The organism is Mesorhizobium sp. C277A, from assembly GCF_040324395.1.
Classification (GTDB): domain Bacteria; phylum Pseudomonadota; class Alphaproteobacteria; order Rhizobiales; family Rhizobiaceae; genus Mesorhizobium.
Window position 1 is genome coordinate 2,337,138 of the sequence record NZ_JAMYVW010000002.1, and the last position, 25,661, is coordinate 2,362,798.

22 protein-coding genes and 1 riboswitch are annotated in these 25,661 nt (G+C 63.1%); of the genes, 10 read left to right on the forward strand and 12 right to left on the reverse strand.

Annotation, left to right across the window (positions count from 1 at the left end; genetic code table 11):
* Positions 1–195: 195 nt before the first annotated feature.
* Positions 196–2,208 (reverse strand): acetyl-CoA carboxylase biotin carboxylase subunit, encoded by a 2,013-nt coding sequence (locus tag NKK52_RS11750; RefSeq protein ID WP_023681582.1) that lies wholly within the window; start codon positions 2,206–2,208, stop codon positions 196–198.
* A 237-nt stretch (positions 2,209–2,445) separates the two neighbouring features.
* On the opposite strand from NKK52_RS11750, the gene NKK52_RS11755 reads away from it, so the two are divergent.
* The 6 genes from NKK52_RS11755 (at position 2,446) to NKK52_RS11780 (ending at position 7,267) form a co-directional block, all read left to right on the forward strand.
* Positions 2,446–3,573 carry an S-(hydroxymethyl)glutathione dehydrogenase/class III alcohol dehydrogenase gene (locus NKK52_RS11755; protein WP_023681583.1) on the forward strand — a complete coding sequence of 376 codons (1,128 nt, stop codon included), beginning with the start codon at positions 2,446–2,448 and terminating at the stop codon, positions 3,571–3,573.
* Between the two features lie 67 nt (positions 3,574–3,640).
* The gene (gfa, locus tag NKK52_RS11760) at positions 3,641–4,210 is read left to right on the forward strand and encodes an S-(hydroxymethyl)glutathione synthase (RefSeq protein ID WP_023681584.1); all 570 of its coding nucleotides are present in this window, start codon (positions 3,641–3,643) and stop codon (positions 4,208–4,210) included.
* A gap of 64 nt (positions 4,211–4,274) precedes the next feature.
* Positions 4,275–4,748, forward strand: coding sequence for a YaiI/YqxD family protein (locus tag NKK52_RS11765; protein ID WP_023681585.1), 474 nt, complete (start codon positions 4,275–4,277; stop codon positions 4,746–4,748).
* A gap of 21 nt (positions 4,749–4,769) precedes the next feature.
* A complete protein-coding gene (locus NKK52_RS11770) occupies positions 4,770–5,462 on the forward strand; it encodes a DUF1345 domain-containing protein (protein WP_023681586.1) in 693 nt (230 codons plus the stop codon).
* 136 nt (positions 5,463–5,598) lie between these two features.
* The gene (locus NKK52_RS11775) at positions 5,599–6,474 is read left to right on the forward strand and encodes a cytochrome b/b6 domain-containing protein (protein ID WP_023681587.1); all 876 of its coding nucleotides are present in this window, start codon (positions 5,599–5,601) and stop codon (positions 6,472–6,474) included.
* 1 nt (position 6,475) lies between these two features.
* On the forward strand, positions 6,476–7,267 hold the full coding sequence (locus NKK52_RS11780) for a molybdopterin-binding protein (protein WP_023681588.1): 792 nt from the start codon (positions 6,476–6,478) through the stop codon (positions 7,265–7,267).
* 151 nt (positions 7,268–7,418) lie between these two features.
* On the opposite strand, the gene NKK52_RS11785 is transcribed toward NKK52_RS11780, so the two are convergent.
* Complete coding sequence (locus tag NKK52_RS11785) at positions 7,419–8,420, reverse strand: hypothetical protein (RefSeq protein ID WP_023681589.1); 1,002 nt, start codon at positions 8,418–8,420, stop codon at positions 7,419–7,421.
* Positions 8,421–8,619: 199 nt separating this feature from the next.
* Positions 8,620–8,706, forward strand: a riboswitch (glycine riboswitch).
* 149 nt (positions 8,707–8,855) lie between these two features.
* Here NKK52_RS11785 and gcvT point away from each other — a divergent pair.
* Genes gcvT through gcvP form a run of 3 tightly spaced genes read left to right on the forward strand, consistent with a single transcriptional unit; the run spans position 8,856 to position 13,152 of the window.
* Positions 8,856–9,950: a glycine cleavage system aminomethyltransferase GcvT gene (gene gcvT / locus NKK52_RS11790; RefSeq protein WP_023681590.1), complete on the forward strand. Its 1,095-nt coding sequence runs from the start codon at positions 8,856–8,858 to the stop codon at positions 9,948–9,950.
* Between the two features lie 5 nt (positions 9,951–9,955).
* Positions 9,956–10,324: a glycine cleavage system protein GcvH gene (gcvH, locus tag NKK52_RS11795; protein ID WP_023681591.1), complete on the forward strand. Its 369-nt coding sequence runs from the start codon at positions 9,956–9,958 to the stop codon at positions 10,322–10,324.
* A gap of 17 nt (positions 10,325–10,341) precedes the next feature.
* Positions 10,342–13,152, forward strand: coding sequence for an aminomethyl-transferring glycine dehydrogenase (gene gcvP / locus NKK52_RS11800; protein WP_023681592.1), 2,811 nt, complete (start codon positions 10,342–10,344; stop codon positions 13,150–13,152).
* Positions 13,153–13,164: 12 nt separating this feature from the next.
* Here the strand turns inward: gcvP and NKK52_RS11805 are convergent, their stop codons facing one another.
* The 10 genes from NKK52_RS11805 to cpaB all read right to left on the reverse strand — a co-directional run bounded on the left by NKK52_RS11805 (position 13,165) and on the right by cpaB (position 23,311).
* Positions 13,165–14,334, reverse strand: a complete 1,170-nt coding sequence (locus NKK52_RS11805; RefSeq protein ID WP_023681593.1) for a GGDEF domain-containing protein — start codon at positions 14,332–14,334, stop codon at positions 13,165–13,167.
* Positions 14,335–14,476: 142 nt separating this feature from the next.
* Complete coding sequence (locus NKK52_RS11810; RefSeq protein ID WP_023681594.1) at positions 14,477–14,947, reverse strand: hypothetical protein; 471 nt, start codon at positions 14,945–14,947, stop codon at positions 14,477–14,479.
* A 132-nt stretch (positions 14,948–15,079) separates the two neighbouring features.
* Positions 15,080–15,910 carry a PA3715 family protein gene (locus tag NKK52_RS11815; RefSeq protein WP_031193122.1) on the reverse strand — a complete coding sequence of 277 codons (831 nt, stop codon included), beginning with the start codon at positions 15,908–15,910 and terminating at the stop codon, positions 15,080–15,082.
* Between the two features lie 131 nt (positions 15,911–16,041).
* Positions 16,042–17,007: a type II secretion system F family protein gene (locus NKK52_RS11820; RefSeq protein WP_023681595.1), complete on the reverse strand. Its 966-nt coding sequence runs from the start codon at positions 17,005–17,007 to the stop codon at positions 16,042–16,044.
* A gap of 1 nt (position 17,008) precedes the next feature.
* Complete coding sequence (locus tag NKK52_RS11825) at positions 17,009–17,974, reverse strand: type II secretion system F family protein (RefSeq protein ID WP_023681596.1); 966 nt, start codon at positions 17,972–17,974, stop codon at positions 17,009–17,011.
* 4 nt (positions 17,975–17,978) lie between these two features.
* Positions 17,979–19,400, reverse strand: coding sequence for a TadA family conjugal transfer-associated ATPase (locus tag NKK52_RS11830; protein ID WP_023667600.1), 1,422 nt, complete (start codon positions 19,398–19,400; stop codon positions 17,979–17,981).
* Positions 19,397–20,611, reverse strand: coding sequence for a CpaE/TadZ family protein (locus tag NKK52_RS11835; protein ID WP_023681597.1), 1,215 nt, complete (start codon positions 20,609–20,611; stop codon positions 19,397–19,399). The genes NKK52_RS11830 and NKK52_RS11835 overlap by 4 nt, the downstream gene beginning before the upstream one ends.
* Positions 20,612–20,655: 44 nt before the next feature.
* The gene (locus tag NKK52_RS11840) at positions 20,656–20,922 is read right to left on the reverse strand and encodes a hypothetical protein (RefSeq protein ID WP_023681598.1); all 267 of its coding nucleotides are present in this window, start codon (positions 20,920–20,922) and stop codon (positions 20,656–20,658) included.
* A gap of 4 nt (positions 20,923–20,926) precedes the next feature.
* Positions 20,927–22,327: a type II and III secretion system protein family protein gene (locus NKK52_RS11845; RefSeq protein ID WP_031193121.1), complete on the reverse strand. Its 1,401-nt coding sequence runs from the start codon at positions 22,325–22,327 to the stop codon at positions 20,927–20,929.
* Positions 22,328–22,405: 78 nt separating this feature from the next.
* A complete protein-coding gene (gene cpaB / locus NKK52_RS11850; protein ID WP_023681601.1) occupies positions 22,406–23,311 on the reverse strand; it encodes a Flp pilus assembly protein CpaB in 906 nt (301 codons plus the stop codon).
* A 258-nt stretch (positions 23,312–23,569) separates the two neighbouring features.
* Between cpaB and parE the strand changes: the two genes are divergently transcribed.
* Complete coding sequence (parE, locus tag NKK52_RS11855; RefSeq protein ID WP_023681602.1) at positions 23,570–25,624, forward strand: DNA topoisomerase IV subunit B; 2,055 nt, start codon at positions 23,570–23,572, stop codon at positions 25,622–25,624.
* Positions 25,625–25,661 lie beyond the last annotated feature (37 nt).

Sequence of the window (25,661 nt, forward strand, 5' to 3'; positions counted from 1 at the left end):
CAGTCCAGCACAAATGACCACCGACCACAGGCTTCCGTACCCAGCCGCACGGCTCAGAGATTGTTCGAAATTCGCTCTGGCGAGTCATATGATGGTGGTTTCGAGAACCGGAGCGCAGCGGCCATTGGTCCGTGAGCACGGGAAGCGCAGAAACCGCCTTCAGATGGCCGCCGGAGTAGAATTTCCAAACAATCTCTAGGCGAACTCCATGATCACCGCATCCACAGCCAGGCTGTCACCCGGCTTGGCGTTGAGCTTCGACACGACAAGATCGCGGTCGGCGCGCAACACGTTTTCCATCTTCATCGCCTCGACCACGGCCAGCGTCTCGCCGGCCTTGACCTCCTGCCCCTCGGCAACCGCGATCGACACCACCAGGCCCGGCATCGGGCAAAGCAGCATCTTGGACGTGTCCGGCGCCACCTTTTCCGGCATCAGCCTTTCCAGTTCAGCCGTTCGCGGCAGCATGGCGCGCGCCGTCACCGACATGCCCTTCCAGGCGATGCGCAGGCCGTTCGGCAGCGGCCTGATCTGCGCCGTGACCTTGCGGGCACCGACAGTGCCGCGCCAGATGAGGTCGCCCGGCCGCCAGTCGGACGCCACGGTCAGCGCTTTGCCGCCATCGACCGACAGATCGATTTCCATCGGAATGGAGATCATGCCCTCGATGATCGAAGCCTGGAGATAGTCGTCGCCGAGCTTCACCACCCAATCGCGCTTGAGTGCGCCCGAATGCGGCGCCAGCCGCCCGCCCAGCCGGTCAAGCCGATCGCGGCGCAGAAGCTCGACCGCGGTGGCGATCGCCGCCAGCACTGCCTTTTCATCGCCATTGGGCACGATCGGCGCGAAGCCGTCAGGATATTCCTCGGCGATGAAGCCCGTCGATATCCGCCCCTCGCGCCAGCGCGGATGCTGCATCAGCGCCGCCAGGAACGGGATGTTGTGCTCGATGCCGTCGACGACGAAACTGTCCAGCGCTTCCGACATGGCATCGATGGCCTCGATACGCGTGGGCGCCCAGGTGCAGAGTTTTGCCACCATCGGATCATAGAACATCGAAATCTCGGAGCCTTCGGTGACGCCGGTGTCGTTGCGGATGAAGACATCGCCGAACTTGCCCTCCTCCGGCGGCCGGTAGCGCGTCAACCGGCCGATCGAGGGCAGGAAATTGCGATAGGGATCCTCGGCATAGAGCCGGCTTTCCACCGCCCAGCCGTTCAGCTTGACGTCGCTCTGCTCGATCGCCAGCTTCTCGCCGGCGGCGACACGGATCATCTGCTCGACCAGGTCGATGCCGGTAACAAGCTCCGTCACCGGATGCTCGACCTGCAATCGTGTATTCATTTCAAGGAAATAGAAGTTCTTTTCAGCATCGACGATGAACTCGACGGTGCCGGCGCTCTGGTAGTCGACCGCCTTGGCCAGCGCCACGGCCTGCTCGCCCATGGCCTTGCGCGTCCTGGCATCGAGGAATGGCGACGGCGCCTCTTCCGCAACCTTCTGGTTCCGGCGCTGGATCGAGCATTCGCGCTCGCCGAGATAGAGGGCGGTGCCATGCGCGTCGGCCAGCACCTGGATTTCGATATGACGCGGATCGACGACGAACTTTTCGATGAAGACGCGGTCGTCGCCGAACGAGCTTTTCGCCTCCGAGCGCGCCCGGTCGAAGCCGTCGCGCACTTCCGACTGGCTCCAGGCAATGCGCATGCCTTTACCGCCGCCGCCGGCCGAGGCCTTGATCATCACGGGATAGCCGATCTCGCCGGCGATCTTTTCGGCATGGTCGGCATTTTCGATGACACCAAGCCAGCCGGGAACCGTCGACACCTCAGCGGCCTTGGCGAACTTCTTCGATTCGATCTTGTCGCCCATCGCCTTGATAGCCTTGGGTTTCGGACCGATGAAGACAATGCCCTCAGCCTCAAGCGCTTCGCAGAAGGCGGCCCGCTCCGACAGAAATCCGTAGCCGGGATGCACGGCCTGCGCGCCCGTCTCCTTGCAGGCGGCGATGATCTTTTCAGGCAGAAGATAGCTTTGCGCGGCAGGCGATGGGCCGATATGCACGGCTTCGTCGGCCATTTCGACGTGCACGGCGTCGCGATCGGCGTCGGAATAGACCGCTACGGTGGCAATCCCCATCCTGCGCGCCGTCTTGATGACGCGGCAAGCAATCTCGCCGCGATTGGCGATCAGGATTTTCGTGAACATCGAAGGCGTTTCCTCGGTCTTTCGTCCTTCTTATGGGCTTCGGCAGCCGGGCTCAAGCACCGCCGGCAGCGCACCCATCAAGACACTCCCTGCCCGCCAGGGCCGTGCCGAGGGGCGAAGGTTGGGCTCGCCGACGACTGGGCCAAGATTTGCGCCATATTTGGTCGCCAAATCGGGTTGAAACAGTATAAAAACCCTGAAAGCCTGAAGACCAATCGCCTTGGGAGGAATTGCCTAATGAAAACCCGCGCCGCTGTCGCTGTCGCCGCCGGAAAGCCGTTGGAAATCATGGAGGTCGACCTCGACGGACCGCGCGAAGGCGAGGTGCTGGTCGAGATCAAGGCGACCGGCATCTGCCACACCGACGAGTTCACCCTGTCGGGCGCCGATCCCGAAGGCCTGTTTCCGGCAATCCTCGGCCATGAAGGCGCTGGCGTTGTCGTCGATGTCGGCAAGGGCGTCACCTCGGTCAAGAAGGGCGACCACGTCATCCCGCTCTACACGCCGGAATGCCGGCAGTGCCCATCCTGCCTGTCGCGCAAGACCAATTTGTGCACCGCCATCCGCGCCACGCAGGGCCAAGGCTTGATGCCCGATGGCTCCTCGCGCTTCTCGATCGGCAAGGACAAGATCTTCCACTATATGGGCTGCTCGACCTTCTCCAATTTCACCGTTTTGCCCGAGATCGCCGTCGCCAAGGTCAACCCGGACGCGCCCTTCGACAAAATCTGCTACATTGGTTGCGGCGTCACCACCGGCATCGGCGCGGTCATCAACACCGCGAAGGTCGAGCAAGGCGCGACTGCTGTCGTCTTTGGTCTCGGTGGCATCGGCCTCAACGTCATCCAGGGCCTGAAGCTCGCCGGCGCTGACATGATCATCGGTGTCGACCTCAACAACGACAAGAAGGCATGGGGCGAGCGCTTCGGCATGACGCATTTCGTCAATCCGAAGGAGATCGACGGCGACATCGTTCCTCACCTCGTCAACTTGACCAAGCGCGGCGCCGACCAGATCGGCGGCGCCGACTACACATTCGACTGCACCGGCAACACCAAGGTGATGCGCCAGGCGCTGGAAGCCTCGCATCGCGGCTGGGGCAAGTCGGTCGTCATCGGCGTGGCCGGCGCCGGCCAGGAGATTTCGACCCGGCCATTCCAGCTGGTCACCGGCCGCACCTGGATGGGCACCGCCTTCGGCGGCGCACGCGGCCGCACCGACGTGCCAAAAATCGTCGACTGGTACATGGACGGCAAGATCCAGATCGACCCGATGATCACCCATTTGCTGAAGCTGGAAGACATCAACAAGGGCTTCGACCTTATGCATGAGGGCAAGTCGATCAGGAGCGTCGTCGTTTATTGAGGAGAAGAAGCCGCCGACCGAAGGGCCAGCGACTGTAGTTGCATGGGTTCAACAAGGGAGGAAGATAATGCCTGAGAAACTGCATCCGAAAATCGACAATGGCCTGCCGAAGGAAAGCGCAAGCTTTGCCGGCGGCACGCTGGTCTGTGCCTGCACCAGCAAGCCGGTGAAGGTGAAGGTCAAGGGCCAGATCGCCCACAACCATGCCTGTGGCTGCACCAAATGCTGGAAGCCAGACGGCGCGGTGTTCTCGGTCGTGGCGGTCGCCGGCACCGGCGATGTCACCGTGACCGAGAATGGCGACAAGCTGAAGGTGGCCGACCCCTCGGCGCTGATCCAGCGCCATGCCTGCACCGGCTGCGGCGTCCACATGCACGGGCCGGTCGAACGCGACCATCCGTTCAAGGGCCTGTCCTTCATCCATCCCGAACGTTTCGAGGAAGACGGCTGGTCGCCGCCGGGCTTCACCGCTTTCGTCTCGTCGATCATCGAATCCGGCGTCGACCCGAAGCGGATGGACGGCATCCGCGGCCAGTTGAAGTCGATCGGCCTAGAACCCTATGACTGTCTCAACCCCGGCCTGATGGACTATATCGCCACCTGGACCGCGAAGAAGTCGGGCGCGCTGCCAGCCTGACAAGCCAAGATTTCTGGCATGGGGCCGGATAACATGCCGGCCCCATGTTCGTTTTGGAGAGACAATGCCCGCACCCGCCATATACGTCGACGCCGACGCCTGCCCGGTGAAAGCCGAGGTCGAGAAGGTCGCCGAGCGCCATGGTGTCGTCGTCACCTACGTCTCCAATGGCGGCCTGCGCCCGTCGCGCGATCCGATGATCCGCAACATCGTGGTGTCCAAGAGCGCCGACGCCGCCGACGACTGGATCGTCGACAATGCCAAGGCCAACGACATCGTGATCACAGCCGACATCCCGCTTGCCGCCCGCACAGTCGCGCTCGGCGCCCATGTGCTCGGGCCGACCGGACGCCCATTCACGCCGGAGACCATCGGCATGGCGGTGGCTATGCGCGATTTGAAACAGCATCTGCGCGAAACCGGCGAGAGCAAGGGCTACAATGCCAGCTTTGCGCCACAGGATCGCTCGCGTTTTCTCGGCGAACTCGACCGCATCTTGCGGCGGGCTCTGAAATCCGTCACACCCGACCAGACGTGAAGCATCATCCGAGGTCGGGCTATGGCCGACACATCGCCGAATAACCCCTTGCAGCGGCACAAGCAGTTCTTTGTGTCGCTAGCCGTCGGTCTGGTCGTATTTGCCGCGGTATTGCCTTTGATTGGATCGCTCCCCGTCTTCACGCGGCTTGCCTATTCGATCTCGATTGCCGCCGATTCCTTCTTCGTCGTCTTCATCGCGCTCGTCATCGCCAAGATGCCGCTGCTGTCCGGCCGCTATCTCAGCAAGAACGCGCGCGAACTGGACCTCCCAGTGCTGGGCATCTTTGCCATCACGCTCGGCATCGTCGCCATGGCCATTGTCCTGCTGTTCCTTTTGATCAATCACAAGGATCGCGACCCCATCGAACTCGGCTTCGCCATGCTGTCGATCCCGCTTGGCTGGTTCACCATCCATGCCATGGCCGCCCTCCACTATGCGCATGTCTACTGGATGGACGGCGACGCGATCGATGCCGAAACCAAGAAGAAGATACCGGTCGGCGGCCTCGATTTTCCCGGCAGCAAACGGCCGGACGGTTGGGACTTTCTCTATTTCGCGACGGTGATCGGCATGACCGCGCAGACCGCCGACACCGCGATCACGACCTCGCATATGCGCCGCGTGGTGCTTGTCCATTCGATCCTGTCGTTCTTCTTCAACGCCGTCATCGTCGCCGCCGTCGTCAATCTCGCGGTGAGCCTCGGCAATTGAGTATCCGTGCCCGCGATAAACCCGTGCCCGTAATAAAAACGTGACCGCATGAAACATCGCTTTCGATAGCGACGTATTGGGAGGACAAGGACGAGCGCGGCCATCCCAGGATCGCGCAGCCGGAGGCGAGGAAAAGATGGAAACCATTACCATGAGTCAGCCCGGCGCAGGCGTCGATGCCGCCTCAACGAAGGATGCGACGCTGATCTACCGGCAATCGCGCTGGACCCGCCTGACGCACTGGCTGTGGGCGATCTCGCTGTTCTTCATGCTTTTGTCCGGCCTGCAGATCTTCAATGCCCGGCCGCAGCTCTACATCGGCAAGCAATCCGGCTTCGAGTACAACAACACCGTCTTTGCCATCGGCGCCGAAAACACCGCCACCGGCCCGCGCGGCTATACCGAAATCTTCGGCCATCGCTTCGACACCACAGGCGTGCTCGGCTGGTCGGGCCCGGCCGGGCAGCAAACGTCGCGTGCCTTCCCGTCCTGGGCGACAATCCCGTCCTATTACGATCTCGGCACCGCCCGCGTCGTGCATTTCTTCTTCGCCTGGATACTGACAACCACCTTGGTCGTCTGGCTGGTCGCCAGCCTGGTCAACGGCCATCTGCGCCGCGATCTGGCGCCGCGCCTTGACGATCTCAAGCGGCTGCCGCAGGACATCATCGAGCACGCCAAGCTCAGGTTCCACCACACACGCGAATACAACACGCTGCAGAAAATGGCCTATGGCGGCGTACTGTTCGTGCTGTTGCCACTCATGATCATCACCGGCCTTGCCATGTCGCCGAGCATGAACTCGGTGCTGCCCTGGCTCAACGAACTGCTCGGCGGAAGGCAGACGGCGCGCACCATCCATTTCACGGTGATGGTGCTGCTGGTCGGCTTTTTCATCGTCCATATGATGATGATCCTCGCCGCCGGCCCGATCAACGAACTGCGCTCGATCATCACCGGCTGGTACCGCACCGATCCGCCAAGGCATGGCGACACCGAGAGGAGTGCGTGAGATGGCCAAATTCCAGATCAGCCGCCGAAAGTTCCTGACGGGCGCCGGCCTCGGCGTTTCCGGCATCATGTTGTCGGGCTGCGATGCCTTCGACAGCCAGCTCGGCATGGGCGACGGCCTGCGCAGTTTCCTCGAAAACGCCAATGGCCTGACCTACCGCGCGCAACGCTGGCTTGCCGGCCGCGATGCTCTGGCGCCGGAATTCACCGAGGCCGACATCCGCCAGCCGCAGCGGCCGAACGGCGTCACCGCGCCCGACGATGACACCTACAAGGGCCTGCTCGCCAACAATTTCGCCGACTGGCGGCTGGAGGTAACGGGCCTGGTCGAAAAGCCGCTGTCGCTCAGCCGCGAGCAGTTGGAGAACATGCCGAGCCGCACGCAGATCACCCGCCACGACTGTGTCGAAGGCTGGAGCTGCATCGCCAAATGGACCGGCACCCCGCTGTCGCTGGTGCTCGACCAGGCTGTGGTCAAGCCGCAGGCCCGCTATGTCATGTTCCACTGCCTCGATACGATCGATCGCAGCCTCTCCGGGGAAATCAAATATTACGGCACCATCGACCTGATCGATGCCCGCCACCCGCAGACGATCCTCGCCTACGGCCTCAACGGCAAGCCGCTGCCGGTCGAAAACGGCGCGCCGCTGCGCGTGCGCGTCGAACGACAGCTCGGCTACAAGATGCCGAAGTATCTCTACAAGATCGAGCTCGTCGACAGTTTTGCCAATATCGGCGGCGGCCGCGGCGGCTATTGGGAAGACAATGGCTATGACTGGTATGGCGGGATTTGATGGCCTCGCATTCTGACCGAGCACGATCTGACTCCGACCGAACCGAGCTTGCCTGAGGAAGCCGGTTTCGAGCGCGTGGCCGAACTTGGCGATTGGCCTGAAGACACTCCAATATCGTCCTCTGCAAAACGGTCGCAGAAAACGGCGCGGCTTAAGCAACCTTGTCGAGCAGCGGCTTGAGCGCCGGATGTATCTCGGGCGAGGCGAGTTTGATCAGCGTCAGCAGCGCGCGTTCATTGTCACGCAGCGGGCGGTCGGTGCCGATGCGATCGGCCAGCCATTTCGCCTCGCTGGCGTCGATCGTCTCGGCGCGGCGCGCGAGTGCCTCGGCGGCACGGTTCTTCGACTCCCATTCGGCCTCGATATCGCCGGGCGAACGATAGGCTTCCATGATGCCGGCCAGTCCGCCCGACACCATGCGGCTGAAGAAGCCACCAATTTCGGGCTCGGCCTGGTCCAAGAAACTGTCACGACGCAGCGCCACATCGCGCGTCGGCGCTTCGTAGCCGGCCGAACACATGACGAAATTGGCGAGCGCCTTGACGAACAGGTCGTTCCAGGACGGGTCGTTGTGGGCCGCTGCGGTCTGCTCGTTGATCTGGAACAGCACCTCGGCCTCAACCCGTGTGATGGCAATGTTACCGTCGCCGCCATAGGCATGGAGAATGCGGCGCAACAGATCGACCTCTGCCTTGGCGACCAGCCCGGGGACCAGCGCGCCGCCGAGCATCAGTGGTCCCTTGCCGTCGACCACCGCGTTGGCGACCTGCTCGAGCGCATAGGCGGAGAGCCGGCCGGGCGATGATTTCGCCCTTTCCAGCACATGCACCAGCAGCTCCAGTTCGGTCACACTGTCGACCATTCCGTTGCGCGAGATGGTCTGGATCAGCCAACCGGCATTGTCTTCAGAGATATAGCCTGCCGGCTTTTCCTGGTAGACGATGTAGTCGGTAACGGCCTCGACGAAGAATTCAGGCCATTGCGGGCATTTGTCCGTCGCTGTCGCATCGAGCGCGAACAGTGCTTCAGCCTCGCCGCGCGTCACCACGCCGTCAGCGAACACTTCGCGACGCAGCATGACCACATCTTCCGCCGTGATGCGGTCCTTCGAGGCCAGCCCCACCACCGGCGCGCTCCCGATCCGTTCGCCCATCTGTCAATCCCCATCCGCCGTGCCCAACGCAATTGCCGGCCAAACCGTCAGCCCAGAATATCGCCATTGTCTTGAAAAACCGGCAAACGGCGTGGTTAGCGAAGACTGTAAAGACGACGCGCTTTACGTGTCGCTGGCAGGTGACAAGGTGTCGCCGACAAGCTATGGATGGCGCGTCGAGGGCTTAAGTTTTGAGTCCTACCTGTTTGCGGGAGAGAGCAGCGCGAGCTGCCGCCGAAGGGGAAATCGCCCGAAATCTCTCAGGCAAAAGAACCGTAGACGGGAAAGACACTCTGGAAAGTCGGGGCTTGCCCCCGCGCCGAAGGTGTAAGCGTCGCCGACAGAGTTCCGGTTGCGCGAGTCTCTCAGGCTTCAGACAGAGGGGCACGGACTGGTCGCCAGCAGCGGCCGATTGCGTGCGACTCTGGAGATGACATGACGGGCGACGACACCAAACACCTTCCTCTCGAAGATCTGCACGCCGGCGCACGCTTTGGCGCCTTTGCGGGCTGGTCGATGCCGCTGACCTATCCGGCCGGCGTGATGAAGGAGCACCTTCACACCCGCGAACATGCCGGCCTGTTCGACATTTCGCATATGAAGCTGTTCGCTGTCAGCGGACCGGGCGCTGCGGCACTGCTCAACCGCGCCAGTCCGCTCGATGCCGGCGCGCTTGAGATTTCACAGTCCAAATATAGTTTCTTCCTCAACGAGGCCGCCGGGATCATCGACGATCTGATCGTCACCCGGCTCGGCGCCGAGCGCTTCATGGTGGTCGCCAACGCCGGGAATGCGGTCGAGGACGAGAAGCATTTGCGTGCGCTGGCCGCGGACTTCGACGTCAAAGTCGATGCGCTCGACCGCGTCTTCCTGGCGATCCAGGGGCCGGAAGCCTGGGCTGCCTTGTCCCGCGCCGGCATCGAGACCGGCTCGCTCTTGTTCATGCATGGCATCGAGCCGAAGCAAAACTGGTTCATGAGCCGCTCCGGCTACACCGGCGAGGACGGCTTCGAGATCGGCCTGCCGGAGGCGGATGCGCGCGCTCTGGTCACGAAACTGCTCGAGGACGAGCGTGTGTTGTGGATCGGCCTTGCTGCCCGCGACTCGCTGCGGTTGGAGGCCGGCCTGTGCCTGCACGGCCAGGACATCACGCCGGAGATCGATCCGGCGAGTGCCGGCCTGATGTGGGCGATCCCCAAAGATCTCCGCGCCGGCGGGTCCTTCATCGGCGCCGATGCGCTGCGGTCCATCCTGGAGCGCGGGCCGTCGCAAAAGCGCGTCGGCCTGAAGCCGGACGGCCGCCAGCCGGTGCGCGCCGGCGCTGCTTTGTTCGATGCCGACGGCGATCCGGCCGGCTACGTGACATCAGGCGGCTTCGGCCCGTCGGCCGGCCATCCCGTCGCCATGGGCTATGTGTCAACGGCCTTGGCCAAGCCGGGCACGAAACTGTTCGCCGACGTTCGCGGGACGAAAATCCCGGTCGATATCAGTTCCTTGCCCTTCACTCCTCATCGCTACCGCAAAGGATAATTCCGATGGCAAAAACCTATTTCACACAAGATCACGAATGGCTGAGCGTCGAGGGAGGCATCGCCACCGTCGGGATAACCGACTATGCGCAGGAACAGCTTGGCGATCTCGTCTTCGTCGAACTGCCTCAAATCGGCACCAAACTCAGTAAGGGCGACACCGCCGTGGTCGTCGAATCCGTCAAGGCGGCATCCGATGTTTATGCGCCGGTTGATGGCGAGATCACCGACGCCAACGGCGCGCTGTCCTCGGACCCGTCGCTGGTCAACTCCGCTGCGACCGGCGACGGCTGGCTGTGGAAGATGAAGCTCGCCGACGAAGGCCAACTCGCAGGCCTCATGAATGAGGCCGCCTACAAAGCCCATATCGGTTGACATCAGGACCTATTGCCATGAGCGCAGCACTTACCCCCTTCTCGGCCCGCCACATCGGTCCTGATGTAAACGACGTCAGAGCCATGCTTGCCGTGATCGGCGTTCCCTCCGTCGAGACGCTGATCAGCCAGGCCGTGCCGCAGTCGATCCGCCTCGATCTGCCGCTAGCCCTTCCCGCGCCGGCGAGCGAAGCCGAAGCGCTGGCCGAATTGGCTGCGACCATGGCAAAAAACAGGGTGCTGAAGAGCTTCATCGGCGCCGGCTATCACGGCGTCCATGTGCCGCCGGTCATCCAGCGCAACCTGTTCGAGAACCCGGCCTGGTACACCGCCTATACGCCCTACCAGGCCGAGATCAGCCAGGGCCGCCTGGAAATGCTGTTCAACTTCCAGACCTTGGTCACCGAATTGACCGGCCTGCCGGTGGCTTCGGCCTCCCTGCTCGACGAAGCGACGGCGGTGGCCGAAGCGGTCGGCATCGCGCTGCGCCATCACCGCGACAAGCGCACCAAGGTGGCGCTGGCCGGCACGCCGCATCCGCAGACGCTGGACGTCGTGCGCACCCGCGCCGAGCCGCTCGGCATCGAGATCGATGGCGAGACCATCGACGACAACACCGCCGCCCTGCTGGTCTCCTGGCCGGACACGTTTGGCGTCTACGGCGATCACAAGGCGGCGATCGAGAAGGCTCGCGCCACCGGCGCCGTGGTCGTCTTCATCGCCGATCCGCTTGCGCTCACGCTGACCGAAGCGCCGGCCAGGCTTGGCGCCGACATCGCCGTCGGCCCGATGCAGCGCTTTGGCGTGCCGATGGGCTTTGGCGGCCCGCACGCCGCCTATTGCGCCGTCTCCGACAAGCTGACCCGGCTGATGCCCGGCCGCCTCGTCGGCCAGTCGATCGACAGCAAGGGCCGTCCCGGCTATCGCCTCGCCCTGCAGACGCGCGAACAGCATATCCGCCGCGACAAGGCGACCTCCAACATCTGCACCGCGCAGGCGCTGCTTGCCAACATGGCGACCGCATACGCGATCTGGCACGGGCCTACTGGTTTGCAGGCGATCGCAGCCCGAATTCATGAGCTCGCCAACGGCCTCGCAGCAGGCCTGAAAACCGCTGGTGTTTCCGTGCTCGGCTCAAGCCGTTTCGACACGGTGACGGCCGAAGTGAAGGGCAAGGCAGCTTCGATCGCCGCTGCCGCTGAAAAAGGTGGCCGGCTGCTGCGCGTCATCGATGCCGACCGCATCAGCATCGCCTTCGACGAAACCTCGACCGAGGCGGATCTCGAGGCTATCGCCGCCCTGTTCGGCGCCAAGTCCGGCGCTACTGAGGCCGGCGCGATGCCCGGCAAGCCGCGCGGCAAGGAGTTTCTGACCCAGCCGGTTTTCCGCGAAAACCACTCCGAGACCGACATGATGCGCCTGCTGCGCAGGCTAGCCGACAAGGATTTGGCGCTCGACCGCACCATGATCCCGCTGGGCTCCTGCACCATGAAGCTGAACGCGGCGGCCGAAATGATGCCGGTCAGCTGGCCTGTTGTCGCCAACCTCCATCCCTTCGCGCCGGCCAGCCATTCGGCCGGCTATCGCGCCATGGTCGGCGAGCTGGAAGGCTGGCTGGCGCAGATCACCGGCTTCGACGCCGTCAGCCTGCAGCCCAATGCCGGCAGCCAAGGCGAATATGCCGGCCTGCTCGCCATCCGCGCCTATCACCGTTCGCGTGGCGAAGGCCATCGCACCATCTGCCTGATCCCCCAGTCCGCGCATGGCACCAATCCCGCGAGTGCGGCGATGGCCGGCATGAGCGTCGTCGTCGTGCGCTGTCTGGAGGACGGCAATATCGACATGGACGATATGCGAGCCAAGGCCAACGAGCATTCCAAGAATCTCGCAGCTCTGATGTTCACCTATCCCTCGACGCACGGCGTCTACGAGGAAGGCGCGCGCCACCTGTGCGCTCTCATCCACGAGCATGGCGGCCAGGTCTATTTCGACGGCGCCAACCTTAACGCGCTGGTCGCGCTGGCGCGGCCCGCCGATATCGGCGCCGATGTCTGCCACATGAACCTGCACAAGACCTTCTGCATCCCGCATGGCGGCGGCGGTCCGGGCGTCGGTCCGATCGGCGTCAGGGCGCATCTGAAACCCTATCTGCCGGGTCATGTCACCGAAGGTTCGGCGCATGCCGTGTCGGCCGCACCGTTCGGCAGCGCTTCCATCCTGCCGATCACCTGGATGTACATCCGCATGATGGGCGCCGCCGGCCTGAAGCAGGCGACGGAGACGGCGATCATCTCGGCCAATTATGTGGCGACGCGGCTCGCGCCGCACTTCCCGCTTCTCTACAAGGGCAGGCACGATCGCATCGCGCATGAATGCATCCTCGACACGCGCGTGCTCAAGGAGAGCGCCGGCATCAGCGTCGACGATATCGCCAAGCGGCTGATCGACTACGGTTTTCACGCGCCGACCATGTCGTTCCCTGTCGCCGGCACGCTGATGGTCGAGCCGACCGAATCCGAGCCCAAGCGCGAACTCGACCGGTTCTGCGAGGCGATGATCGCTATCGCCGGCGAGGCAGCGAAAGTGGCGAAGGGCGAATGGCCGCTCGAGGACAACCCGCTGGTCAATGCCCCGCACACGGCGGCCGAAACCCTTGCCGGCCAGTGGACTCACCCCTATTCGCGGCTGGAAGCGGCCTACCCCGCCGGCGATGTCGACAAAGCGGCCAAATACTGGCCGCCGGTCTCGCGCATCGACAATGTCGCCGGCGACCGCAACCTCGTCTGCTCCTGCCCGCCGCTGTCGGAATATCTCGGCGCCGCCGAATGACACTCTGGCCTGTCAGGCTGAACGCAAGGCCGGCCCATCGGCCTTGCTTACCCGGTTCAGCACAAGCACGCGGTTCCGCCCCGCGTGCTTGGCCGCGTAAAGCGCTTTGTCGGCCTCGGCCAGGACGTCCTCGAGGCTGCTGCCGTCTTCCTTGCCAAAGCCGATGCCGCCGCTGACGCTGCTGCGCAACGGCCCGCGCGGCGTCGGCACCACTTCCGTGCCGAAAGCGACGCCGATCTTGCTGGCGAGGTCATGGGCCTTGTCTTGCGGCATCCGCGACATGACCAGCGCGAACTCCTCGCCGCCCAGCCGAAAGGCGTCGACGCCAACCCGATCATATTTCTTGATGATTGCCGCGAAGCGGCACAGGACCCGGTCGCCGACCGGATGGCCGTAGACATCGTTGGTCCGTTTGAAATGATCGAGGTCGAACATGGCGATCGACATGAACGGACCGAAGACGCGCTCGCCATAGAGCGAGTTCAAGGCACGCCGGTTCATCAGCCCGGTCAACGGGTCGGTCAGAGTCTCGGCCTTCAGTTCGATCTGTGCCTGAAGATGATGCAGCGACAGCGTCAGCGCGCCGAGAGCCGTCATGCAGGCGACCGCCACGACCGAATTCAACCGCTCGGCCCAATTGTCGGGTGCGACGCCGAGCACCCACTGGCCCTTAACCAGAAGCACGGCGCCGCAGAGCCCGAAGGATACGCCGCAGACGCCGCTTAGCGCCGAAACGACCAGCAGAATGCCGCGATCCTGACCGCCCTTGATCCAGAACATCACCCCGATCGAGGCGAGCAGCACTGTTACCGTCGTATAGGTGAGGATGAAGCCGACACCATCGAAACCGAGATAGGTCACGCCGGCGCAGACAGCCATCGCAAGCAGGGCCGGCAGGACAGCGCGACTGTAGTTGCGCACACCGAGATATTGCATGGCCGAAAGTGAAAGCGCCAGGAAACCGAGGCTGAGCAGCGCCAACGCTGCCTGACAAAGCAACGGAGTGGGCTCCCTCGTGTAGCGCCAGAAGACGATGACGTGGGCGACAAGGACGAGAATGCCGCACGCCACCGTCAGCACGAAGCGTGCACGCGGCGCCGTGAACCAGATCACAAACATGGTGACGCTCAGGCATGTGCCCGACAGCGCAGCCGCCAGCAATAGCGAACTGAAATCCAGCATGGATGAGCGGCAACCTTTGGGATCCTCGATTTGTGGCGCATCATAGGCATGCAACCGGCCGGAGATACCGTTTTCGGCCGGTTTTCAAAGCAACCTGCCGACAGGGTTTACAAAGCGTCGACTGCCGTCCCCGCGAAGAGTCTCAGCCCTTGTTGAGCAGCGCCAGATTGGCGTTGATCACGCTCGGGTCGGCCATTCCGGCCCTTGCTTCCATGAGCAGCGCCCTCGCCTTCTTCTTGTTGCCGCGCAGCAGCTGCGAATAGCCCATATTGTTGACAATCTGCGGCTTGCGCCCGGCAACCTTCAAAAGCTGGTCGTAGGCGCGGTCGGCGAAGTCGAAGCGGCCGAGTTCGTCATAGGAGGCGGCAAGCCCCATCCATCCCTCGGCACTGTCGGCCTTCAGTTCCACGGCCTTGCGGAAATGCTGTTCGGCAAGGCCGTAATTGGCCTCGCGGAACTGCGCCTTGCCTTGCGCAAGGTCGGAGGTGCTGACGTCTTTTGCCACCGGTTGGATCGACGTGGTCTTGGTCTTATCGACGTTCTCAGTCGTACAGCCGCTGACCATCAAGACGGCCGCTAGCGCGGCCATTGCCGTGAAAATTCTGTGACGCATGCCCCTGGCCCCAATCGCCCGATTTACCGGGTCGTTCTTCAGGAGGCAGACTACAACAGGGCAATTAAACTTCAGTGCTGAAACGCCCCTAAAATTTGGTTTCGGGCACACCAGCCATTAACCAGCCGAGGGCTAGTCCGGCTCCATCGACTTGAGCCCCGCCGGAAACTGATAGCGGCTGCCGTCATAGCGCAGCCGGTAGGTTCGTTTCATGGACCTTCCGGGATGGGACTGGCACTCGCCGTTCTTGTCGACAGACGGATTGTCGGTGTCCAACCGCTCGAACACTGTGATGTCGTGATAGCCGTGATGTCTCGCCGGGCTCATCGCCAGGCTGACCCGGCTGGATTGAAAGGATCCTGCGCAATTGGTGTCGCCTTCGCCGCCAAAACCGGCCACGATGATGCCGTCGAGCACCAGGCGCAGATCACCGCCGTCAAGGGCATAGAGCCGCAGGTCGGTTTCGCTGAAGGGATTGGGCCGCGAATGGCTCGCCATTTGGATGCGCAGGCCAAAGCCGGTGACACCGGGCGCCAGGCCATAGCGGCCGGTATCGAATTCGACCTTGTTGATGGCGATGGCATCATCGGTCATCAGCCCGGGCTGGAGCAGGCGCTGGCGCACCTGCCTGGTCTTCCTGTCGACGACCAGAAGGTCGACATCGCCGACATGCCCGTCGTCGCTGGATTGGCTGCTGTCGATGAGCGGCACCGCGACCAGCAACAGATCGTCATGGGCAGGCCATATCTTGCAGACGAGGCCAAACGGCGTATCCGGGAGCGTCACGGCGATGCTGGTATGGGGTTCGAGCGTGAACGAGGCGCCGTCTGCGCTCTTTTGGGCCCTGGGATAGGCCTGTTGCACCAGGGCGGCAGCATCGCCGCAATCGTCGGCCGCGGCCGAGGCCGGCGACAGACTGGTGGCGGCCAGGCCGAGGAAAGCGGTGCACAAGACTATTCGCATGGACGGCTCACTCATTTTGCTTTGCGGATTTTGCCGAAGGAGAGCGACCGAACCGGCCGGGTTTCGACATCCAGATGAAGCGTAGTTGGAGTGAGTAACCGCAAGAAGCCGCCGGGCAATCCCCTAGGTATCTACTGAACCGCCGTCATTTTGACGATGATCGGGATGACGGCGATCATCAGCACCACCGGCAGGATGCACACCACCACCGGCACCGACATCTTGGCCGGCAAGGCATGTGCCTTCTCCTCGGCCAGCGACATGCGCTTGTGGCGCATTTCGTCGGAGAACACGCGCAGCGCCCCGGCAAGGCTGGTGCCGAGTTCCTTCGACTGCTGCAAAAGCGTGGCGAAGGAGCGCACCTCGTCCAAGCTGAGGCGGTCGGCGAGCGCCTTCAAGGCATCGTCGAGGCTGCGGCCGGCCCTGAGTTCCAGCGACACCAGCTGCAGGTTTTGGCTCAGCGACGGATAGGTCTTGGCCAGTTCCTTCGAGACCCGCTCGATGCCTGCCTCCATGCTCATGCCCGCATCGGAGCAGACGATCATCAAATCCATGAAGTCGGGAAAGCCGTTGCGGTATTCGCGCATCTTTTCCCGCACCTTCTGGCTGAGCACCAGGCCGGGCACGAAATAGCCGGCGGCTCCCGACAGGATGATGAAGGTCCAGCGGCTGGTCGCGGTGGAATCGGCGCTGCCCATCCAATGGTTGACCAGGAACGCGCCGATCGTTGCGCCCACCAGGCAGGCGAAGCGGATCAGGAAGAATGTGCCGATCGCGCGCGGCTCCATATAGCCCGCCTGGATCAGCTTCATACGCAACCGGGCGACATTTTCCGGATCGCTCTTGGCGTAGAATTCCTGCGCCCGCTTCACCGCCTTCTCGCGCACGACGCTCTGGTTCTTCTTCGGCGCCGCCTCGGCCTGTTGGGGAGTCTTGCTGTCGTCGATCTTGAGCCGGCGCTTGAGATCGTTGCGGTCGCCTTTGGCTACCACGAGCGGCCATGCCACCGCGCTGCCACCCAACACCAGCAGCAGCGCGGCTACCGGCATCAGCGACGTCGGCGCCAGCGATGCAAGAAACTGGATCATCTGCTCCATCTCAGAACCGGAAGTTCGACATCTTGAACATGATGATGTTGCCCAGCATCAGCCATGTCACGGAACCGCCCAGCAGATACCACGTCTTCGGTACATCCCAGACGCTCTGATAGAATTGCGGCATCATCACCATGATGGTGGCGAACAGCAGTGCCGGCACCGCCGTCAGGATATAGGCCGACATACGACCCTCAGTCGAAATGGCGCGCACCTTGCGGCGCAGCTTGCCGCGTTCGCGGATCGTCGTCGACAGCCCGTCGAGGATCTCGCGCAGATTGCCGCCCGAACTCGTCTGGATGGAAACCGCGGTGACGAACAGCGGCAGATCCTCTTGGCCGACGCGGTCGAACAGTGAATTCAGCGCAGAAACCAGGTCGGAACCATAAGTCACCTCGTCGGAGATAACGCCGAATTCGGTGCCGATCGGATCGGACATCTCGCGCGACACCATCGAGATCGCCACCGGAACCGGATGCCCGGCCTTCAAGCCGCGCGTGATCAATTCCAGCGCCTCCGGCAACTGCACGCCGAAACGCTTCACCCGCCGGGCACGCTTGGAACGCAGCACAATCACCGGCAGCAGCGCTGTCAGCACCACAAACAGCAAAATGGCGAGCAACAGCGGCAGCCCGTACCAGAGCGCGACGAGCATCATCGCGAGCGCGACGCCCGTCGTCATCGTCAGGAATTTCGGCAACGGCATCACCATGCCAGACTGCGTGCGCAGCGCGCGAAAACGGTCGGGCGAGAAGAATGACGTGCCGGAATCGAGGCCGCGTTCCTTGCGCAGCTGAATCAGCACCTGTTCCTGGCTGATCTTGTTTTCCTGCAGCTTCATGCGCCGGTTGATGGCCAGGCGCTTGTCGCTGCGGCCGGCATAGAGCAGATAGCAGCCTTCGGCGATCATGATGCCGGTCAGCGCTGCCGCGGCATAAACGACATAGATCGGGCTGAAATTCTCGAACACCCGGCTACTCCTGCGGCCGGCCGGGTTCGAAATATTTGCCGGGGAATTCAATGCCCATATTGCGCAGGTCCTCGAGGAAACGCGGGCGAATGCCGGTCGCCTCGTAGTGACCGAGGATCTTGCCGTCGGCCTCCATGCCAGTGCGCACGAAGCGGAATATCTCCTGCATCTGGATGACGTCCCCTTCCATGCCGGTCACCTCGGCGACGCTGGTCACCTTGCGCTTGCCGTCCGACAGTCGCGTCAGCTGGACGATAAGGTCGAGCGCGCTGGCGATCTGGCTGCGGATCGACTGCACCGTCATCGGCATGCCGGTCATGCCCAGCATCTGCTCGAGGCGCGAAATGGCGTCGCGCGGCGTGTTGGCGTGGATGGTCGCCATCGAGCCTTCATGGCCGGTGTTCATCGCCTGCAGCATGTCGAAGGCCTCCTCGCCGCGGCACTCGCCGAGGATGACGCGGTCAGGGCGCATGCGCAGCGCGTTCTTGACCAGGTCGCGCTGCTTCAGCTCGCCATGACCTTCGATGTTGGCGGGGCGCGTTTCCATGCGCGCGACATGCGGCTGCTGCAGCTGCAGTTCGGCCGCGTCCTCGATGGTGATCAACCGTTCGTCTTCCGGAATGAAGGCTGACAATGCGTTGAGCATCGTCGTCTTGCCGGTGCCGGTGCCGCCCGAGATGATGGTCGTCTTGCGGGCGTGGACTGCCGCCGCCAGCACCTCGGCCATATTCTGGGTGATGGCGCCGAACTCGACCAGCTTGTGCAGGCCGAGCTTGTTCTTTGAAAACTTGCGGATCGACACCAGCGGCCCGTCGACGGCGACCGGGCGAATGGCGGCGTTGAAGCGCGAGCCGTCGAGCATGCGGGCATCGACCATCGGTTGCGATTCGTCGACCCGGCGGCCGACGGCGGCGACGATCTTGTTGACGATGCGCAACAGATGCGCCTCGTCCTTGAACGGGATATGGACCTGCTGCAGCTTGCCCCGTTTTTCGACGAAGCAGTTCTGGTGGCCGTTGATCAGGATGTCGTTGATGTCGGGGTCCTTGAGCAGCGGTTCCAGCGGGCCGAGGCCGACCATCTCATCGACGATGTCATCGACCAGCGCTTCAAGTTCGACGGTGTTGATCGCCATACGCTCCTGGCGGGTCTTTTCCGACACGAACTCCTGCACCTGCCGGCGCATCTCATCCTTGGGCAGGCGCTCCAGCGCGACCAGGTTGATTTCCTCGAGCAGCAGCCGGTGGATGCGCACGCGGGCATCGAGCACCTTGTTGGCGCTTTTTCCCGGTGTTGTCTCCGGCTTCGGCGGCAAGGCCTTGCGGTTCGTCGGGATGACCACGGCGTGATGCGCGACCGGCGCCGCCTCGGCCGGTTTCAGCGCGCGGACGTCACGGTTCTGCAGGGTCGAGAAGCGGCTGGTCATCCGGCTTTCCTCTTCAGGAGGCCCCTGCCGATGCCGAACAGCGAGCGCGATTTCTCCGGCGTCACCACGGCTTCTTCCGGCAGGATGATCCTCTTCAGATCGTTGACGACATTGGCGTTCGGGTCGATCTCATGCAGCGGCACGCCGCGGTCGACCGCTTCACGCACAAGCCGGTAATTGTTGGAGATGCCGCCGACGAAATGCTCGCCCAGGATTTCCTGGACATCCGCCTGCTTGATGCCGTTGTCGAACATCTTCTGCTCGAAACGGTTGACGATCACGTTCGGCTTCACTTCCTTGCCTGCCGTCTCGTAGACCGCCTGGATCAGCCGCTGTGTATGGCGCAGGCATGGCACCGTCATTTCAGCGACGATGTAGAGCTTGTTGGAGCCGAGCAGCACCGTCTCCGTCCACGGAAACCAGGTGCGCGGCATGTCGATGACGACGTTGTCGAAATAGGCCGAGACGAGATCGAGCATGCGCACCACGACATCGGTCTTGAACGAGCGCATTTCCGACGGATGCGTTGGCGCCGCCAGCACGCAGAGCCCGCTCGCATGCTTGGACAGCATCACGTCCAGCAGCTGACGGTCGAGGCGCTCGGGCTGGTTCTCGATTTCGGTGATGTCGAAGCGCGGCTCGAGGTCGAGATATTCGGCGCAGGCGCCTTGCTGGAAGTTGAGGTCGACCACGCAGGTCGACGCGCCGCGCGTCACCGAATGATGCAGCTGGAAGGCGGTCTGCAGCGCCAGCGTCGTGGTGCCGACGCCGCCGGCGGCCGGCATGAAGGTATAGATCTGCGACTCGGTGTTTTCCTCGCGCCCCGGCCCTTGCAGCGCGCGCACGACCGACCGCACCAGATCGGCGGTGGTGATCGGCTTGACCAGGAAATCGGCGACCTGGAGCTGCACCAGGATACGCACCGCGGCTGCGTTGAATTCCTGGGTGACGACGACCACCGGAACGCGGCCTTCAAGCCGGCGCATGATGCGCTGCAGCGACTCGATCTCTTCCAGCTTTGCCGCATCCATGTCGACGATGAGCGCGCCGAAATCGGCTTCCTGGACCTCGCCGCGCAGTTCGGTAATGTTCTTCTCAACGGTAGAAAGCTGGATCACCTCCGAAGCCGCGAACGCGGTGCGCGTATCCTGCACAAAGGTCCGGTCGCTGGACACCAGCAGGATTTTCTTGGTCTTTATGCCGCTTGCCATTTTGTCAGCCTGTCAGGTCATTCCCGGTCAAATCACCGGGCAAATCAATCGGTTGTCGCTGTCGGTTGCACTGCCTTGGCGGCAGCAGCCTGGTCGGCGGCGTTGACCGCCGCCTCACTGCGCTGCGCCGGCACCAGCAGCCTGGTGTTCTGGACGCCGTATTTCCAGGGATCGACCATCTGCATGGCCGTATTGGCGGCCTGTGCGTTGCCGGCCGCCATCGTCGGTCCCTCGGAGCGGATATAGTCGTCGCTGGTGCAGCCGCTGGCGAGGCCGGCGAGCAGCAGGGCGATGCATGGTTCCACGCGCATGGCTTCAATCCTTCGGCAGGTCGAGGAAATGCCCGACGGTGGTGACCGCGGCCGGCTGTGCCGTACTGCCGCTGGCCATTGCCACTGCACGATTGGCGTCGGACGATTTCACTTCCTCGGTGTTGTTTAGGAAATAGTCGACATTGCTGGCCGGCTGCGTGCCGTCGGTCGGCTCGAGCAGCTTCTTCGACGGATCGACCGGCTTGACCAGATAGGGGGTGACGATGATCACCAGATCGGTCTCGCGCCGCTGATATGATTTGGAGGAGAACAGCGAGCCGAGCACCGGCAGCTTGCCGAGGCCGGGAAGACGCGACGTGGTGATGTCGTTCTGTGACTGCAGCAGGCCGGCGATCATGAAGCTCTGGCCGTTCTTCAGGTCGACCGATGTCCTGGCGCGGCGCACGATAAAGCCCGGCACCGAGATATTGCCGATATTGTAGGAGGCCGAAGCATCGATCGAGGACACTTCCGGCGCGATGTCAAGGCTGACCAGCCCGTCCTTGAGAACCGTCGGCGTGAAGTCGAGGCTGACGCCGTATTTCTTGTAGCTGACGGAAATCTTGCCATTGTCCTCGGAGACCGGGATCGGGAACTCGCCGCCGGCGAGGAAGCTTGCCGTCTGGCCCGAGCGGGCGATCAGGTTCGGCTCTGCCAGCCGCCGGGCAAGGCCACGTTCCTCCAGCGCCTTGATGGCGACGTCGATCGACAGGCCGTTGGACAGCAGCCGGCCGATGATCTCGCCATTGCCGGCTCCCGGCACCGAGCCCGGCTCGATGGTGACGTCGCGCCCGCCAATGCCGTAAGCAAAATTGGCGCTGTATTTGGCGCCGAGATCCTGTCCGGCCTGGCGATTGATCTCGACGAAGCGGACGTTGAGCTGAACCTGCTGCGAGGACGAGATGTTGACCGAATTGATCACTTCCTCATTGCCGGAGAAGCGGCTGGCGATCTTGCTTGCCTTCTCGGCGGCGACCGCGTCATCGGCCTCGCCCGACAGCACGACGCGGCCATTGGCCGAGCCGACCTTGATCTTGGCGTCCGGCACGCTGGCGCGAATGGTGCTGGCCAGCTGGTCGGTGTCCAGCGTCACCTCGATGTCTACGGTGCCGACCAGCTGCTTGTTCTCGTCGAACAGCGCGATGCCGGTGGTGCCGAGATTGTTGCCCAGCACATAGAAGGATTTGTCGGTCAGCGGATTGACGTTGGCGATCTCCGGATCGCCGATGACGATCTGGTAGAAGGCGGCATTGGTCATGACCGTCTTCGGCTTGCCCTTGGCCACCTTGATCGACGCATTCGTTGTCGACGAGACATGGACTATATCGTTGTCGGCCTTGGCTGGCGCGCTGAGGCCGAGCATTACGGCCGCGGCAAGGCAAGCCCCCACCGCAAGCGCCCGCATTGGGCGCAGCCCTTTCGTCGTCTGAAATGCATGAAGTCCCGACATCTGTCCCGTCCTTCGCCCGGTTCCCACCGGCAGTTATTGCTGGTCCCGCGCAGGAACCTGGTATTCTTCGACCTGCGTGCCGCGCGTCACGATGATCGTCTTGAATTTCGGCTTCTCAGGCTCCTTGGTCGCGGCAGTGAACAGCGCGCCGGCAGCGGCCTGGACGCCGGAGGCGACCGATCCGCCGAAGGACGAGATGGTGGTGACGCCGTCCTTGGCGGCACCACCGTCGGCGGCCGAGCGGAGCGACAGCGACAAGGTGCCGACGGTGCGGGCAAGCGCCACTTTCTGCGCGCCTTCGGTCGTCACCTCGATGGTCACGGAATTGGCGATCTGCGGTGTGGTCTGGCGCTCGTCGGCGCCCTGCCCCACGGTCAGCACCTTGGCGTCGGAGACGACGATCTCGGAGGTAACGGTCGATCCGGCAGCGCCCTGCGCGTTCTTGGCCACTTCCTGGATTTCGCCCGCATCGCGTGTCAGCACCACGTCGACCCGGTCGCCCGGCATGACGAAGCCGCCGACACCGGCGATCTCGTCGGTGCGGATTGTCACCGCCCGCATGCCGGGCGTCATCATGTTGGACAGCGTCGCGCGGCCGTTCGGCCCCGACAATTTGCTGATCAGCACCGGCTCGTTGATCTCGATCGGCGACAATACCACGCGGCTGCCTTCGGCGAGCAATGCATTGACTGTGGTGAACGCGCCCTGCGGCACCGAATCCTCGGACCATGGGATTTCGCTGAGCTGCGCCCGGTCAAGCTCCATGCCGTAACGCAGCGGCGCGTTGGCCACCACGATGGTCTTGAAGACAACCTTGGGGACGGCGGGCGCCGGGATCGACGCCGTTTTCTCTTCGGCATCGGCCTTGGCCTGGCTTTTCACCCAGAAATCCGCGGCAAAGATTGAAATCGCGCCGAAGACGGCAGCGATGCCAATCATCGTTATGGCCTTGCCCCTCACAACCAACCCCTGACTCTCGTGGTCTTTTGTTTTGTTGGGGCGACGCTAGGCCGCTTTGTTAAAGATTCAGGAATCCCAGCGGCTCCGCACGGACCTATTTCCGCCGGCTTGGTTATCGAAAGGTTTTAGGATAAGAAGGGGTTAAATCCCCGAACGTAACAGGAACTTCCGTCGCTTGGCGCCGAAAAGCGTGGCAGTATCGACGGGTGATTCGCGGCACCGGATTCTATGGCAGGCATGGACGACAACAACGATCTTTTCGGCAATCTGGAAAAGCAGCCCCAACCGGCTCGGACACCTTCGCGCCCGGCCGACCCGCTGGTGCAGGCCACGAAGCGTCCTGCCGCGACCAAGGACGGCAGCGAGGGCTATAGCGCCGCCGACATCGAGGTGCTGGAGGGGCTGGAGCCGGTGCGGCGCCGTCCCGGCATGTATATTGGCGGCACCGACGACAAGGCGATGCACCATCTGTTTGCCGAGGTCATCGATAATTCGATGGACGAGGCGGTCGCCGGCCATGCCACTTTCATCGATGTCGAGCTGTCGGCCGACGGGTTTCTGACCGTCACCGACAATGGCCGCGGCATTCCGGTCGATCCGCATCCGAAATTCAAGAAGCCGGCGCTCGAAGTCATTATGACGACGCTGCATTCGGGCGGCAAGTTCGATAGCAAGGTTTATGAGACCTCCGGCGGTCTGCACGGTGTCGGCGTCTCGGTCGTCAATGCGCTGTCGGACCATCTCGAAGTCGAGGTCGCGCGCGGTCGCCAGCTTTACCGCCAAAGGTTCTCGCGCGGCGTTCCGGTGAGCGGGCTGGAGCAGCTCGGCGAAGTGCACAACCGGCGCGGCACCAAAATCCGCTTCCATCCCGACGAGCAGATTTTCGGCAAGGGCGCCGCCTTCGAGCCGGCACGGCTCTATCGCATGACCCGCTCGAAAGCCTATCTGTTCGGCGGCGTCGAGATCCGCTGGAGCTGCGACCCATCGCTGATCAAGGAAAAGGACCAGACGCCGGCCAAGGCGGAGTTCCATTTCCCCGGCGGCTTGAAGGACTATCTCAAGGCATCGCTCGGCGATGATTTCCAGGTGACCCGCGAAATCTTCGCCGGCAAGAGCGAGAAGCAGGGCGGCCACGGCTCGCTGGAATGGGCGGTGACCTGGTTCGGCGGTGACGGCTTCGTCAACTCCTACTGCAACACCATCCCGACTGGCGAGGGCGGCACGCATGAGGCCGGCTTTCGCAATGTGCTGACGCGCGGGCTTCGCGCCTATGCCGACTTGGTCGGCAACAAGCGCGCCTCGATCGTCACCTCCGAAGACGTCATGATCTCGGCGGCCGGCATGCTGTCGGTTTTCATCCGCGAGCCGGAATTCGTCGGCCAGACCAAGGACAGGCTGGCAACGATTGAAGCCATTCGCATTGTCGAGACCGCCATCCGCGATCCCTTCGACCACTGGCTGGCCGACAATCCGCAGGAAGCCTCCAAGCTGCTGGAATGGGTGATTGCGCGCGCCGACGAGCGGGTGCGCCGGCGCCAGGAAAAGGAAGTGTCGCGCAAGAATGCGGTGCGCAAGCTGCGCCTTCCCGGCAAGCTCGCCGACTGCACGCAGAATGCCGCCGCGGGCGCCGAACTGTTCATCGTCGAAGGCGACTCGGCCGGCGGCTCGGCCAAGCAGGCGCGCGACCGCGCCAGCCAGGCGGTGCTGCCGCTGCGCGGAAAGATCCTCAACGTCGCCAGCGCCGGCAACGACAAGCTAGCCGCCAACCAGCAGATTTCGGACCTGATTCAGGCGCTCGGTTGCGGCACGCGCTCGAAATACCGCGACGAGGATTTGCGCTACGACCGCGTGATCATCATGACCGACGCCGACGTCGACGGCGCTCACATAGCCTCGCTGCTGATCACCTTCTTCTACCAGGAAATGCCGAACCTGGTGAACGGCGGCCATCTCTATCTGGCGGTGCCGCCGCTCTATTCGATCCGGCAAGGCGGCAAGGTTGCCTATGCTAGGGACGATGCGCACAAGGACGAGCTGTTGCGCACCGAATTCACCGGCCGCGCCAAGGTCGAGATCGGCCGCTTCAAGGGCCTGGGCGAGATGATGGCCGCGCAGCTCAAGGAAACCACCATGGACCCGAGGAAGCGCACGCTGCTCAGGGTCGATGTTATCGACGCCGTGGCGGCGACCAAGGATGCTGTCGACGCGCTGATGGGCACCAAGCCGGAAGCCCGCTTCCGCTTCATCCAGGAACGCGCCGAATTCGCCGCGACGGAAGTGCTGGATATCTGAGCGCCGGCCAACTCTTCGTTTTGACGCAGTTCCGGGC